The organism is Ectothiorhodospira mobilis, assembly GCF_016584115.1.
In the GTDB taxonomy this organism is placed as follows: Bacteria; Pseudomonadota; Gammaproteobacteria; order Ectothiorhodospirales; family Ectothiorhodospiraceae; genus Ectothiorhodospira; species Ectothiorhodospira mobilis.
The window spans coordinates 1-13,698 of sequence record NZ_NRSK01000047.1; the positions used below are offsets into that span (position 1 = coordinate 1).

General features: G+C 68.9%; 15 protein-coding genes and 1 tRNA gene. 4 read left to right on the forward strand and 12 right to left on the reverse strand.

Annotation, left to right across the window (positions count from 1 at the left end; translation table 11 throughout):
• Window positions 1-337 precede the first annotated feature (337 nt).
• Window positions 338-413: transfer RNA gene (locus tag CKO33_RS12665), tRNA-Thr, on the forward strand.
• A gap of 193 nt (window positions 414-606) precedes the next feature.
• Window positions 607-1,074 carry a hypothetical protein gene (locus CKO33_RS12670; RefSeq protein ID WP_200182596.1) on the forward strand — a complete coding sequence of 156 codons (468 nt, stop codon included), beginning with the start codon at window positions 607-609 and terminating at the stop codon, window positions 1,072-1,074.
• A 22-nt stretch (window positions 1,075-1,096) separates the two neighbouring features.
• Here the strand turns inward: CKO33_RS12670 and fnr are convergent, their stop codons facing one another.
• The 7 genes from fnr to CKO33_RS12705 all read right to left on the reverse strand — a co-directional run bounded on the left by fnr (window position 1,097) and on the right by CKO33_RS12705 (window position 6,894).
• Window positions 1,097-1,873: a fumarate/nitrate reduction transcriptional regulator Fnr gene (gene fnr / locus CKO33_RS12675; RefSeq protein ID WP_200182597.1), complete on the reverse strand. Its 777-nt coding sequence runs from the start codon at window positions 1,871-1,873 to the stop codon at window positions 1,097-1,099.
• 122 nt (window positions 1,874-1,995) lie between these two features.
• Entirely contained in the window at window positions 1,996-2,412 is a 417-nt protein-coding gene (locus tag CKO33_RS12680; protein ID WP_200182598.1) for a CrcB family protein, read from the reverse strand.
• Window positions 2,409-2,798, reverse strand: a complete 390-nt coding sequence (locus tag CKO33_RS12685; protein ID WP_200182599.1) for a CrcB family protein — start codon at window positions 2,796-2,798, stop codon at window positions 2,409-2,411. The genes CKO33_RS12680 and CKO33_RS12685 overlap by 4 nt, the downstream gene beginning before the upstream one ends.
• Complete coding sequence (locus CKO33_RS12690) at window positions 2,795-3,763, reverse strand: alpha-L-glutamate ligase-like protein (protein ID WP_200182600.1); 969 nt, start codon at window positions 3,761-3,763, stop codon at window positions 2,795-2,797. Before CKO33_RS12690 ends, CKO33_RS12685 begins: the two co-directional genes overlap by 4 nt.
• Complete coding sequence (locus tag CKO33_RS12695; protein ID WP_200182601.1) at window positions 3,760-5,286, reverse strand: inactive transglutaminase family protein; 1,527 nt, start codon at window positions 5,284-5,286, stop codon at window positions 3,760-3,762. Before CKO33_RS12695 ends, CKO33_RS12690 begins: the two co-directional genes overlap by 4 nt.
• A gap of 40 nt (window positions 5,287-5,326) precedes the next feature.
• Window positions 5,327-5,836, reverse strand: coding sequence for an ATP-dependent zinc protease family protein (locus CKO33_RS12700; protein ID WP_439099448.1), 510 nt, complete (start codon window positions 5,834-5,836; stop codon window positions 5,327-5,329).
• A gap of 80 nt (window positions 5,837-5,916) precedes the next feature.
• Complete coding sequence (locus tag CKO33_RS12705; protein ID WP_200182602.1) at window positions 5,917-6,894, reverse strand: LysR family transcriptional regulator; 978 nt, start codon at window positions 6,892-6,894, stop codon at window positions 5,917-5,919.
• A 134-nt stretch (window positions 6,895-7,028) separates the two neighbouring features.
• Here CKO33_RS12705 and ppsA point away from each other — a divergent pair, with 134 nt between their 5' ends.
• Together ppsA and ppsR are read left to right on the forward strand one after the other, a co-directional pair.
• Entirely contained in the window at window positions 7,029-9,413 is a 2,385-nt protein-coding gene (gene ppsA, locus CKO33_RS12710; RefSeq protein ID WP_200182603.1) for a phosphoenolpyruvate synthase, read from the forward strand.
• A gap of 89 nt (window positions 9,414-9,502) precedes the next feature.
• Window positions 9,503-10,318 carry a posphoenolpyruvate synthetase regulatory kinase/phosphorylase PpsR gene (ppsR, locus tag CKO33_RS12715; RefSeq protein WP_200182604.1) on the forward strand — a complete coding sequence of 272 codons (816 nt, stop codon included), beginning with the start codon at window positions 9,503-9,505 and terminating at the stop codon, window positions 10,316-10,318.
• Window positions 10,319-10,370: 52 nt separating this feature from the next.
• On the opposite strand, the gene cysQ is transcribed toward ppsR, so the two are convergent.
• From cysQ to proC, 5 genes are all read right to left on the reverse strand, one after another.
• Window positions 10,371-11,186, reverse strand: a complete 816-nt coding sequence (gene cysQ, locus CKO33_RS12720; RefSeq protein WP_200182605.1) for a 3'(2'),5'-bisphosphate nucleotidase CysQ — start codon at window positions 11,184-11,186, stop codon at window positions 10,371-10,373.
• Window positions 11,173-11,733: an ADP compounds hydrolase NudE gene (nudE, locus tag CKO33_RS12725; protein WP_200182606.1), complete on the reverse strand. Its 561-nt coding sequence runs from the start codon at window positions 11,731-11,733 to the stop codon at window positions 11,173-11,175. The genes cysQ and nudE overlap by 14 nt, the downstream gene beginning before the upstream one ends.
• Window positions 11,734-11,894: 161 nt before the next feature.
• Window positions 11,895-12,194, reverse strand: coding sequence for a DUF167 domain-containing protein (locus tag CKO33_RS12730; RefSeq protein WP_200182607.1), 300 nt, complete (start codon window positions 12,192-12,194; stop codon window positions 11,895-11,897).
• Window positions 12,195-12,203: 9 nt separating this feature from the next.
• On the reverse strand, window positions 12,204-12,758 hold the full coding sequence (locus CKO33_RS12735; RefSeq protein WP_200182608.1) for a YggT family protein: 555 nt from the start codon (window positions 12,756-12,758) through the stop codon (window positions 12,204-12,206).
• Between the two features lie 9 nt (window positions 12,759-12,767).
• The gene (gene proC / locus CKO33_RS12740) at window positions 12,768-13,595 is read right to left on the reverse strand and encodes a pyrroline-5-carboxylate reductase (protein ID WP_200182609.1); all 828 of its coding nucleotides are present in this window, start codon (window positions 13,593-13,595) and stop codon (window positions 12,768-12,770) included.
• Window positions 13,596-13,698 lie beyond the last annotated feature (103 nt).

The window sequence follows — 13,698 nt, forward strand, 5'->3', positions numbered from 1 at the left end:
ATGAATGGTACTCGCCATGAGGTCAGTCCTGCGTTGGATCATCGGCCACAATACTCAACCACTCCCGCGCATGAAACAGGGGGGCCTTATCATGCGGTATACAATCAAGCGAGACCCAACACATAACCAGGGCACGCCCCGGATGCCAAACTCTCCGCTTCGCTGCGGTTCTTTCACCGGAGATGGCCAGCGTTCATGGGGTTGCTCCGGCACAGGATGCTGCACATAACGGTTTGAATTAGCGCATGTTTCGTGACCTCTTTGTGGCCCTGGGCTGGCGTGTGGCCTGGTGATTGAGTCCGCCGGCCGCTTGGGCTACAATCCCGGTTCTGCCGCTGCCGGAGTAGCTCAGTTGGTAGAGCAGGGCATTCGTAATGCCAAGGTCGTAGGTTCGACTCCTATCTCCGGCACCAGATCCCTTCCCGGTCCCCTTGGGCCGACCCCCGCGCCGCAGCGGGGCTTGTTCTCCCGATACACGCAGACCGCCGATACATCCCCGTTCCCGCGGGGTGGCCGGTGGGCGTGTGTCTTGTCCGCAACGAATCGCCCGAAGGCCTGCGGCGCAGGGAGGCCGCCGGCGGCGGGGGTTTGCGCAGTGGAGGAACGATGGGGCGCATCGAGCGCGGGGTGTGGCTGACGCTGGTGGTCCTCCTGTTGAGCATCACGGCGGTGTCCGGTCACCAGGCCTGGCAGGGGGAGCGGGCCCTGGAGAGGGCGCGGGCCCAGGTCCGGGCGCTGCAGGGGCGGTTGCAGGAGATGGCCCCGGACGGGCCGGATGGTGATGAGCCCGCCGGTCTCACCCCGCGGGAGATGCGCCGCCTGCAGACCCTGGGGCTGGCCGAGCCCCACCGCGACCTGGCGGCGGATCTGCGGGCGCACCCGGAGCTGATTCCCCATGATCCGGTACTCGGGGGGCGGTTCTTCTTCATGCCGGGTGGGGTGCGGGTGCTCAACGACCGCTGGGTGCTGGCCGTGTTCGAGGACGGGCACGTGCGCGGGCAGATGCTGCTGGAATACAGCCTGCATTCCGGGGGGATCCGCTGGCGGGTGCTGGCCTCGGCCCTGGATCGTTAGGGCCTCCGGCCGGCGAGCGGGTTCAGATGGGTCCGGCGCTGGCCTCGGGGCGGGGCGGCTGTTCCGTGCGCATCTCCATGCCCGCCACGCGGCGCAGGCCGTCCGGGTCCAGTAGGGTGACCAGCTTGCGCTGCACGCGGATGAGTCCCTGCTGCTGGAAGCGGCTGAACATGCGGCTCACCGTCTCCACCGCCAGGCCCAGGTAGTTGCCGATGTCGTTGCGGGACATGGTGAGATGAAACTCGTGGCGGGAGAAGCCGCGTCGGCCCAGGCGGTCGGAGAGGTTCAGCAGGAAGGCGGCGACGCGGGCGTCGGAGCCCCGCCGCCCCAGCAGGGTCACCAGGTGTTCGTCGCTCTGCAGTTCCCGGCTCATGATGCGCAGCAACTGGTGCTGCAGTTCCGGCGAGCGGCTGGCCAGGGATTCCAGCTGCTGGAAGGGGATCTCGCAGATGCTGCAGGTTTCCAAGGCCAGGGCCGTGCAGGGGTGGACGCCGTCGCCGATGGCGTCCAGGCCCAGGAGTTCGCCGGGGAGGTGGAAGCTGGTGATCTGCTCCTGGCCGTCGTCGGTGAGCACGAAGGTCTTCACCGAACCCGAACGCACGGCATAGAGGCTGTGCATGGGATGCCCCGCCTCGTAGAGCCGGTCCCCCCGGTGCACGGGGCGCTTGCGGAGGATGATCCCGTCCAGCTGCTCCAGGTCCTCCACCGAAACGCCCACCGGAAGGCACAGCTCCCTGAGGCCGCAGTCCTTGCAGGCCACCTTCAGGTCCTTGATCTTCATGACGTTGCTCGAGGCCATCGGATCGTCTCGTCCCGCGGCGCACGTCCGCCGGATGTGCGCAGGTGTGGGTTTCACCATACTTGAGTTTATCGCTGGGTTACAAGCCCGGGCCCGGTGGCTGCGCCCGGCAGGTCATGATATCAGTCCGGAGGCTGGTGATGCGGGGGGCGCAGCCGGTTCACCCGGGTGGCCGTCGCGTGGCCCAGGGCGGCGGCGGCCACCGCCGCCAGCAGGTGGAGCAGGAGTCCGGCCAGGGCCGGCAGGGGGCCGGTCTCCAGGGCCCCGGCCAGGCTCTGCAGGCTGAGCAGGGAGAAGGTGGTGAGGCCCCCGAGCAGGCCGGTGACCACGGCCTGGTAGAGGGTCGTGCCCACCCGCAGGCACCCCCCGGGGCCCGCCAGGCCCGCGAACAGGCCGATGAGCAGGGAGCCCAGGAGATTGATCCCCAGGGTGGCCGCCTGGGGCGAGAGTCCCAGGGGGCCGGTGGCCAGGGCGTCCGTCAGGTGGCGCAGCGTGCCCCCCAGGGCGGTGCCCGCGGCGATGGCCAGGTGCAGCCTCATGCCGGTATCCCCTGGACGGCCAGCCAGTAGCCCAGTGCGGCGGCCCCGAGGCAGAGCAGGGCGGAGGCGGTCAGGTTGGCCAGGGCCTGGATGGGATGCCCCTGTCGCAGCAGGGTGAGGGTCTGCAGGGAGAAGGAGGAGACGGTGGTATAGCCGCCGAGAAGGCCTGAGAGCAGCAGGGCCTCCAGGGCCCCGGGGCCGGTGTCCGGCAGCAGGGCCCAGGCCATCCCCGCCGCCAGCCCGCCGGAGACGTTCACCGCCAGGGTGCCCCAGGGGAAGCCGGAGCCGGTGAGGCGGGTGATCCAGCCCCCCGCGTGAAAACGGGCCAGACCGCCCAGGGCGCTGCCCAGGGCCAACCAGGGGAGTTGGGTCCAGGGGTCGTTCATGCCGGTGGTCTTGCCGTTGTATGGAAGAGGTCCATGGCCTGCCGCGCCCGCGCCTCCGGGGGGAGCGTGCGGGTGGGCAGGTCGTCGATGGCCCGGATGCGGTGTTCCAGGCCCTGGTCGTTGGCCAGTTGCACCGCCAGGCCCGGGCGGGCGTTGAGTTCCAGCATCAGCGGTCCGTGGTCCCGGTCCAGCACCAGGTCCACCCCCAGGTAGCCCATGGCGGTGAGCTCGAAGCAGCGGGCCGCCAGCATCAGCAGGCGCTCCCAGCCGGGGATCTGCAGGCCGGTGATGGGATGGCCCGTGTCCGGGTGCAGGTCCACGATGCGGTGATGCCATACGCCGCGGGTGGTGATGCCGCTGGAGAGGTCGATCCCCGCCCCCACGGCCCCCTGGTGCAGGTTGGCTTTGCCGTCGGAGTCCCGCGTGGGCAGGCGCACCATGGCCATGATGGGGTAGCCCTTGTAGACCAGGGTGCGGATGTCCGGCACCCCTTCATAGCTGACGGGATCGAACAGGGGGTCGAAGCGCACCCGGTATTCGATCATGGCCCGGTCGGGCTGCCCCCCCAGGCTGTGCATGCCGCTGAGGATGTTGGAGACGTGATGCCCCAGGGCCTCCAGGTCCATGAGGCGGCCGCTGCCACGGCGGAAACGGTTCTGCATGCGGCCTGTCACCACCAGGATGCCGTTGCCGCCGGAGCCGTGGGCCGGCTTGATGACGAAGTCCTCCCGGCGGGCGAGGAGGCGGGGCAGGTTGCGGATGTCGTGATTGGTGGCGATGACGCCGTAGAGCTCGGGCACGGCGATGCCCGCCTCCAGGGCCAGCTCCTTGGTGCGCAGCTTGTCGTCCACCAGGGGGTAGTAGTGGCGGGGATTGAGGGGGGCGATGAGCTGGGCGTTGCGCCGGTTCAGCCCCATGACCCCACGGCGGCGCAGCGTGGACGGGCGTACGAACCAGCGGCTCATCGCTCCCCCCCGCCGAAGGCGCGGAAGCGCACCAGTTCCGTGAGACGGTAGCCGGTGTAGCGTCCCAGCAGCAGGGTCAGGGCCAGGACGATGAGCAGCAGCTCGGGAAAGACGAAGAACAGGTGATCGATATAGGGGTTGATCATCACCAGGTAGCAGACGGCGGCCACCGCCAGGCTGCCGATCCCCTGGCGCAGGGTGTCCGCCGGGCCGTGCTCCTCCCAGACGATGGACATGCGTTCGATGGTCATGGCCAGGATCACCATGGGGAACAGGGCCACGGTGAGGCCGTGCTCGATACCCAGGTTGTGGCTGAGGATGCTCAGGGCCAGCATGAGCAGGATGACCACGATCACCACCGAGGCCAGGCGCGGCACCAGCAGCAGCTTGAGCTTCTCCAGGTAGAAGCGGATGGCCAGGCCCAGGGAGACGATGAGGGTGAACAGGATGATCCCCCCCAGCAGTGAGGTCTCGCGGAAGGAGAGGGCGATGAGCACGGGCATGAAGGTGCCGAAGGTCTGCAGGCCCACCACGTTGCGCAGCAGCACGATGATCATGGCCCCCAGGGGCACCAGCAGCAGGACGCGGTACATGTTCTGGGTCTGCACCGGCAGCTCCAGCAGGGAGAAATCGGCCATGCGGGAATCCAGCAGGTCGGCCTTCTGGCGGGCCACCTCCACGGCATTCTGGTAGTTGTGGGTGACGGAGAAGCGCACCTGGGCATCCCGGGCCCGGTCCAGGCGCACCGGCGGGGTGTCCCCGCGCCACCACACCAGGAAGTCGTCCGGGTAGCCCACCGTGCCGTCGTCGGGGTCGATGGCCACCCAGGCGCGGGTGTTGTGCACCTCCAGCCAGGTCTCCGGCTGCAGGTCGTTGCCCCGGTCCGTGAGCTGGATGCCGTGGGCCATGCGCGCCGGGATGCGCGCACCCGCCAGCAGCTGGATGGCGGTGCGCACCTTCTCCCGGTCGCTGTCGGTGGCGGAGACGAACAGCTGCATGTTCTCGTCGGCGGGGTGGTTCATGTCCCGCACCAGTACGGTGGCGAAGCTGGTGATGTCGGCGGAGCGCTCGCGCACCTTCTGCACCACCTCCTCGGCGGCGGAGCGGTAGGGTTCCTCCAGCTCCGGCTGGGCCACGGGGCCCGGGTAGGGGGCCTGGTCGGCCCGCGGCTGTTCCAGGGGATAGACCGTGGCCCGGTAGTACACCGCCTGGGGGCCGCTGGGCCAGCGCGTGGTCCACACCGCCTCGCGGTTGGGTCCCATGGGGGTGGTGGTGAGGCCGTAACCCCGGGAGATGAAGTGCTCCTCCAGCAGGGCCATCCCCGGCGGGTTCTCGGGGATGAAGAACCGGGCCGTCACCGCCCCGCCCGTGGGCGCGAAGCTGACGCGGGCCTCCACCACCCAGTTGTCCGTCTGCTGGGCCGGCAGCAGCGGGAAGCCCAGGTTCACCGCCTTGTGGTAGAAGATGCCCAGGGCGATCCCGCCGAGGATGAGGATCAGCAGGGGAAGATGCAGGCGTTTCATGGGGCGTCCTTAGCGCAGGCGGAGGGTCCCGGGGAGGGGGTCAGGGGGACGGGCAGCGGGCCTCGCCCAGGAAGGTCTCCCCCGGGTCCACCAGAATGACGCCTTCCATGTGGTTGCGCCCCACCAGCAGCTGGTAGTTGAGTTCGGTGCGGTCCACCAGGCTCACCTCCTCCCGGCGCTGCACGCCCCCCAGGCACAGGTCCACCTCCACCACCGGGCGGCGCTGGTGGTCGCCGCTGTGGCGCACGATGCGCACGTAGCGGGTGATCTCCCGCTCCAGGCGGATGTGCCGGTCCTCGTCCCTGGGGTCGAGGATGTCGAAGGCGATCCAGTCCTCGCCGTCGCGCTGGAAGATCTCCTGGTTCAGGGCGTTCAGGGACGAGGTGGTGGCGCCGGTGTCCAGCTTGGCCTTGATGCGCAGATCCTCGGGCATGAGACGGACCCATTCCACCCAGCCCAGGATGCGCATCTCCCGCGCGGGGGCATCCGCCATGACCGGGGTCAGGGGCAGGAGGGTGAGCAGGAGGAGGGCGAGGAGGGGGAATCGCATGCAGGCTCCCGTAAAAATATGTGAATTGTTTCACACGGGATTCTAGGGACGCCCCCTGCCCCCTGACGTTGATGGACTGCTCATTTTGCCGGACCGTCCCCGGCTCCCGGAGGCGGGGGACGGACCGCGGCGGCCTCCTCGCGCAGGGCATGGGCCCGCTCCATGACGTCGATGAAACGCAGGGCCTGGGGGGAGAGATGGCGCCCCTGGCGCTGTACCACGCCGTAGCTGCGGGCCGGGAAGTAGCGGTCCAGGGGCAGGGCCGCCAGGCGCTCGCTGCCGGTGAGGCACACGTCCGTGACGATGGAGATGCCCAGCCCCAGTTCCACGTATTTCTTGATCACCTCCCAGCCTCCCGCCTCCAGGGCCACGTGGTAGTCCACCTCGTTCTGGCGGAAGACCAGGTCCACGATACGCCAGGTGGACAGATGCCGGGGGGGCAGGATCAGGCCATGGGGGCCGATGTCCTCCAGGCGCACGGCGTCCGGCTTGTGCGCCAGGGGGTGGTCCAGGGGGGTGATGAGCTTGGGATGGTAGGTGACGATGGGGCGGTAGCTGATGTCCTCCGGCACCTCCAGCAGGGAACCCACGGCGAAATCCACCTCATCCCGGCGCAGCAGGGCCAGGCCGTCGCGGCCGGTGACGTTGTGCAGCTTGATGCGGATGTGGGGATGGGCCTGGGCGAACAGCCGCAGGGGCTCGGGGAGGATGTAGAGGATGGTGGATTCCCCCGCGGCGATGTTCAGTTCCCCGGATTCCAGTTGGCCGAAGCGGGCGGCGAAGGTCTCGTGCAGCGTGTCGATGCCGTCCACCAGGGGGTCGGCCAGCTTGTACAGGGCCTCCCCCTCGGGGGTGAGCTTGATCTGCGGTCCCCGGCGCTCGAACAGGGTGGTGCCGAATTCCCGCTCCAGGGCCTGGATCTGCAGCGAGACCGCCGGCTGGCTCAGGCACAGGGACTCCGCCGCCATGGAGATGCTGCCCAGCCGCGCGGCGCGGCAGAAGGCCCTGAGCTGCTTCAGGCGGTTCTGCTTGTAGTAGAGATTGGGGGCCGAACCCATGATCTTTGTCCTTTCGATGTTATTATTAAGAAACACAAGACTTCAGTTCGGGGCAATAGGCTGGCTGAATACTCGTCAGTCGGGTGTGTTCCCCGCTACAATCACCCAAAATCTCAGAGGCAAAGGGCAGGAGCATGGATAAGTATGTGATCTGGTTCCAGGATCTGGGCATGAACGATGTCCCCGAAGTGGGGGGGAAGAACGCCTCCCTGGGGGAGATGATCAGCGGTCTGTCCAACGCCGGCGTGCGCGTGCCGGGTGGCTTCGCCACCACCGCCTTTGCCTTCCGCGAGTTCCTGCGCCATGAGGGGCTGGCGGACCGTATCAGCGACGCCCTCAAGGACCTGGACGTGGATGACATCAACGCCCTGCGGGAGGCGGGGGCGAAGATCCGCAGGTGGATCGTGGAGACCCCCTTCCCGCCGGCCCTGAACGAGGCCATCGAAGAGGCCTGGAACCGCATGGTGGAGGAGGCCGGCGGCGAGGAGTTCACCGTCGCCGTGCGTTCCTCCGCCACCGCCGAGGACCTGCCGGATGCCTCCTTTGCCGGCCAGCAGGAGACCTTCCTCAACATCCAGGGCCTGGACAGCGTCCGCCACCACATCCACGAGGTGTTCGCCTCCCTCTACAACGACCGCGCCATCTCCTACCGGGTGCACCGCGGCTTCGAGCATTCCGAGGTGGCCCTCTCCGCCGGCGTGCAGCGCATGGTGCGCTCCGACATCGGCGCCAGCGGCGTGATGTTCACCCTGGACACCGAGTCCGGCTTCCGTGACGTGGTCTTTGTCACCGCCTCCTGGGGGCTGGGCGAGACGGTGGTGCAGGGCTCGGTCAACCCCGACGAGTTCCACGTGTACAAGCCCGCCCTGGAGGCGGGGCGTCCTGCCATCCTGCGCCGCCACCTGGGCAGCAAGGCCATCCAGATGGTCTTTGGCGAGGACGGCCAGGCCACGCGCACGGTGCCGGTGGACGACGCCGATCGCCAGCGTTTCTGTATCCGGGACGAACACATCGAGGACCTGGCCCGTCAGGCCATGATCATCGAGAAGCACTACGGCCGTCCCATGGACATCGAGTGGGCCCTGGACGGGGTCGACGGCCAGCTCTACATCGTCCAGGCCCGTCCCGAGACGGTGGAGAGCCGCCAGGACGGACAGGTGATCGAGCGCTTCCATATCCGTTCCCCCCGCAGCGAGGTCCTGGCCCGGGGCCGCGCCATCGGCCAGCGCATCGGCGCCGGGCGCGTGCGCGTGGTGATGGATCTGGACGAGATGCACAAGGTGGAGGCCGGCGACGTGCTGGTCACCGACATGACCGACCCCGACTGGGAGCCGGTGATGAAGCGGGCCGCGGCCATCGTCACCGACCGCGGCGGGCGCACCTGCCACGCCGCCATCATCGCCCGCGAGCTGGGCATCCCCGCCGTGGTGGGGTGCGGCGACGCCTCCGCGCGCCTGAGCGACGGCCAGGAGGCCACCGTCTCCTGCGCCGAGGGGGACGAGGGCCGCATCTACAAGGGGCTGCTGGACTTCGAGGTGACCCGCACCCGCACCGACGCCATGCCCGAGGTGCCCTGCAAGGTGATGATGAACGTGGGTAATCCGGGCCGGGCCTTCCATTTCCGCAACCTCCCCAACGCCGGGGTGGGGCTGGCGCGGCTGGAGTTCATCATCAACAGCATGATCGGGGTGCACCCCAAGGCCCTGCTCCAGTTCGACAGCCTGCCCGCCGAGCTGCAGCAGGAGATCGGCCAGCGCATGGCCGGTTACGACGATCCCGTCACCTTCTACGTGGAGAAGCTGGTGGAGGGCATCGCCACCCTGGGGGCTGCCTTCCATCCCAAGCCGGTGATCGTGCGCCTGTCGGACTTCAAGTCCAACGAATACGCCAACCTGCTGGCGGGGGAACGCTACGAGCCCGATGAAGAGAACCCCATGATCGGGTACCGGGGCACCTCCCGTTACCTGTCGGAGAACTTCCGCGACTGTTTCGAGCTGGAATGCCGGGCCGTGCGCAAGGTGCGCGACGAGATGGGCCTGGACAACGTGGTCATCATGGTGCCCTTCGTGCGCACCCTGGGCGAGGCCGAGGGGGTCATCGACCTGCTGGCCGAGATGGGCCTGAAGCGGGGCGAGAACGGTCTCAAGGTCTACATGATGTGCGAGATCCCGTCCAACGCCGTGCTGGCCGAGCAGTTCCTGGAGCACTTCGACGGTTTCTCCATCGGCTCCAACGACCTCACCCAGCTCACCCTGGGGCTGGACCGGGACTCCGGCCTGGTGGCCTCCACCTTCGATGAGCGCGACCCGGCGGTGAAGGCCCTGCTGTCCCTGGCCATCCAGGGTGCGCGCAAGGCCGGGAAATACGTGGGCATCTGCGGCCAGGGGCCGTCGGACTACCCCGACCTGGCCGAATGGCTCATGGAGCAGGGCATCGAGTCCATCTCCCTGAACCCGGATACCGTGGTGGAGACCTGGCTGCGCCTGGCCGGGGATGAACAGGGTCGCAAGGACGCCTGATCCCGGTCCCGCCCGGGTGCCCCCCACCCGGGCGGATCCCCGCCCCGACACCGGGGCGGTCCTGTTTCCCCTCTTTCCGGACAGCGCCCATGATCCGTTCCGTCTTCTACGTCTCCGATGGTACCGGCATCACCGCCGAGACCCTGGGCCATACCCTGCTCACCCAGTTCGAGCAGGTGGCCTTCCAGCAGATGAGCCTGCCGTTCATCAACAGCGAGGAGAAGGTGGACTGGGCGGTGCAGCGCATCAACCGCGCCGCCGAGGCGGAGGGGGCCCGCCCCCTGGTGTTCTCCACCCTCATCGACGCCCATCTGCGCACCCGCCTGGGGGAATGTCAGGGGGCGGTGTTTGATTTCTTCGACACCTTCACCGGGGCCATGGAGCAGGAGCTGGGGGTCCATGCCCAGCGGGTGGCGGGGCGCTCCCATGGCATGGGCAACGTGCGCACCTATTCCGAGCGCATCGATGCCCTGCACTACGCCATCCAGAACGACGACGGCGCCACGGTGCGGGATTATCCCATGGCGGACGTGGTGGTCATGGGGGTGTCCCGGGCGGGCAAGACCCCCACCTGCATGTACCTGGCCCTCACCTACGGTATCCGCGCCGCCAACTATCCCCTGGCGGACGATGATTTCGAGAACGCCAGCCTGCCGGCCGCCCTGGAGCCCTACCGGCACAAGCTCTTCGGGCTCACGGTGGACCCGGAGCGGCTGCATCAGATCCGCAACGAGCGCCGTCCCGGCAGCCGCTACGCCAGTATGGAGCAGTGCCTGTATGAACTGCAGGGGGCGGAGCGCCTGTTCAAGCGCGAGGGCATCCCCTGTCTCAACATCACCCAGCGCTCCGTGGAGGAGATCTCCGCCCAGCTGATGCAGCAGGCGGGCCTCAAGCGCCGCATCTGAGAACTCCCGTCCGGTCCTCCCCCGCGCGGGGGGATCCCCCCCGACCCGGCGTTCAAAGATCCTTCAGGTAACGTCCCCAGTCCCGCTGCGGGTCGGCCATCACCAGGAATTCCGGGTTTCGCAGCGATTCTTTCGTGTTGTAGCGCAGCGGCCGCAGGGCCGTGTCCGTCACCGCGCCGCCGGCCTCGTTCACCACGCAGTGGGCCGCGGCCGTGTCCCATTCCGAGGTGGGCCCCAGGCGCGGGTATAGATCCGCCCTGCCTTCCGCCACCAGGCAGAACTTGAGGGAACTGCCCATGCTGATGAGCTCGTGGGGGCCGATCCGTTCCAGGAAGGCCTGCAGGCGGTCCGTGCCGTGGGAGCGGCTGCCGGCGATCACCGGCCGGCGCTCGTCGCGATGGACGTGGATGGGCTGGCCGGTCTCCCGCGCGGGCTGGTGGCGCCAGGCCCCGCGCCCGCGGGCGGCGCTGTAGAGCAGGTCCAGGACCGGGGCCAGCACCACCCCCAGCACCGGTTCGTGTTCGTGGATGAGGGCGATGTTGACGGTGAACTCGCCGTTGCGCTTGATGAACTCCCGGGTGCCGTCCAGGGGGTCCACCAGCCAGTAGGTGGTCCACTGGGTGCGTTCACTGAAGGGGATGCCGTCGGATTCCTCGGACAGGATGGGCAGTTCCGGCTCCAGATCCCGCAGGCCCTGCACGATGTGCCGGTGCGCGGCCATGTCCGCCTCGGTCAGCGGCGTGCGGTCGTCCTTCTCCGCCACCTGGAAGTCCTCGCCGTAGATGTCCAGGATGCGGGCGCCCGCCTCCCGGGCGATGCGGCGGGCATGGATCAGCAGGGGGTCCAGGGTCTGTTCATTCAGGGTCATCGCGGGGTCTCTCGAGTCGGTCCCTTACCATGTACAGGGCGGCGATGGAGCGCGCCTCGGTGCAGTCCTCCCGGGCGATCAGGGCGTCCAGCCGCGACAGCGGCCAGGGTACCACTTCGATCTGTTCGGGTTCGTCCCCCGGGCGTCGTTCCGGGTACAGGTTCCGGGCCAGGATGATGTGGGTGGTGTGGCTCAGGTAGCCGGGGGCCACGGTGAAGGCGGTGAGATAGTCCAGTTGGCGGGCCCCGTGGCCGATCTCCTCCATGATCTCGCGGTTGGCGGCCTGCAGCAGGTCCTCCCCCGCCTCCACCAGGCCCTTGGGCAGCCCCAGTTCGTAGCGCTGGGTACCGGCGGCGTACTCGCGGATCAGCAGCACCGTGTCCGCGTCCGCCATGGGGACGATGAGCACCGCGCCGCGCCCGGAGCCCAGCAGGCGCTCGTAGCGGACACGGTTGCCGTTGGCGAACTGCAGCTCCAGTTCCTCCACGTGGAAGAGCCGGGTGCGGGCGACGGTGCGGCGGCCGAGGATGCGGGGCGGGTGGGACATGCGGGATGCGCCCGGTTCATGGGTGAGAAGGCCAGTGTCCGGTTTGCGGCCCCGGGGGGCAAGTGGCGGCGGGACGGCCGCGTCCCCGGGATGGATTCCCGGGGGGTTGGACGGGCTGCCTGCGCTCCGGACCGGGGGGCATCGTGGATGGGGCCGCTCCATCAGCCCGGGGTACAGGTATCCAGGGGCGGGGGGAGTTGCCGGGGGGCGTCGATCTCCACGGTCTTCTCCCGGGCCTTGGTGCCGGCGGTGATGCGCACCCCCGAACGGGGCACGCCGCAGCGCTTGGCCAGCAGGCGCACCAGGCGGTCGTTGGCGGCCCCGTCCACCGGCGGGGCGTTGACGTAGACCTTGAGGCGATCCTCCAGGGGGTCCCCCAGCTTCTCCCGGGAGGCCCGGGGCTGCAGCTTTAAGTGCAGCACCAGGGTCTGGTCCCGCCATTGCCACCACGTGCCGTTCATGACCCGGCCTTAGAGGGCGCCGAGGAAGATCAGCACCACGTTCAGGCCGATGATGGCCACCAGGGGGGAGAGGTCCACCATGCCGGTGCTGGGCAGGATGCGGCGGATGGGGTTGAGCAGGGGGCGGTTGAGGCTGTCCAGCAGGTCCAGCCCCGGGTTGCGCCCCAGGGCCCCGCCGGCCTGGAACCAGCTGGCCACCGCCTGGATGATGAGGCTGATGATGTAGATCCAGACCACCTGCCGCAGCAGTTCCACGACGCTGACCATGAGCAGGCTGAAGGGGGGTACGCCCACGCCGTGGATGAGGGCGATCAGGGCCGTCTGGGTCATCTGCAGCACCAGGGCCAGCACCAGGGCGGCGGTGTCCAGCCGCCCCGCAGGGGGGATGACGCGGCGCAGGAAACGCAGCGGCGGGTTGGTCACCGTCACCAGGAACTGGGAGATGGGGTTGTAGAAGTCCGCCCGGGACAGGGCCAGCAGGGTGCGCAGCAGCACCGCCAGGATATACAGGCTGAACAGGGTGCCGATCAGGAAGACGGACGCGTTCTGCAGGGCTTGTGACATGAAGACTCCTCAGTCCCGACCCAGTTGGTCGGCCAGTTCTCGGGATCGGTCGCGGGCGGCGGTCATGGCGCGCAGCATCAGGTCGCGCAGGCCGCCGGATTCCAGCATGGCCAGGGCCTGCTCGGTGGTGCCGCCGCGGGAGGTGACCCGGGCGCGCAGGGTGGCGGCGTCCTCGTCCGACTCCAGGGCCAGCTTGGCGGCGCCGAAGACGGTCTGCAGGGCCAGCAGGCGGGCCGTCTCCCGGGGCAGCCCCAGATCCGCGCCGGCGTTCTCCATGGCCTCGATGAGCAAAAAGCCGTAGGCGGGGCCGCTGCCGGAGAGGGCGGTGACCGCATCCAGTTGCGCCTCGTCCTCAAGCCAGACGGTGAGGCCCACGGCCCGCAGGAGGGACTCGGCCAGGTCCCGCTGGTGTGCGGTGACCTGGGGATTGGCCACCAGGGCGGTGGCGCCGCTGCCCACCAGGGCGGGGGTGTTGGGCATGCAGCGCACCAGCGCCAGGGAGCCCCCCAGCCAGCGGGCGATATCGTCGCCGCGCACCCCGGCGGCGATGGACACCACCAGCGGTTTTCGGGACTGCACCGCCGGGGCCAGGGCGCGGCAGACCTCCCCCAGCACCTGGGGCTTGACCGCCAGCACCACCACGTCGGCATGGGCCACGGCCTCGGCGCCGTCCCCGGTGGTGTGCATGCCGGGCCAGCGCCGCTGGGCCTCCTGTCTCTGGGCCGTGTCGGGGTCGGCCGCCCAGAGGGCGTCCTCGTTCCAGCCATCGGCGATGAGCCCGCCGATGAGGCTGCGCGCCATGTTGCCGGCGCCGATGAAGGCGATGGTCTCGTTCATGGGAAGGCCTGCCCGATGCACGTGGGATCGGGCCTTATGGTACTAAGGAGGCCGCTTGCAAGGCCATCCCTGTGCCGGGGGAGGGGGCTTTAGTCCTTGGGCG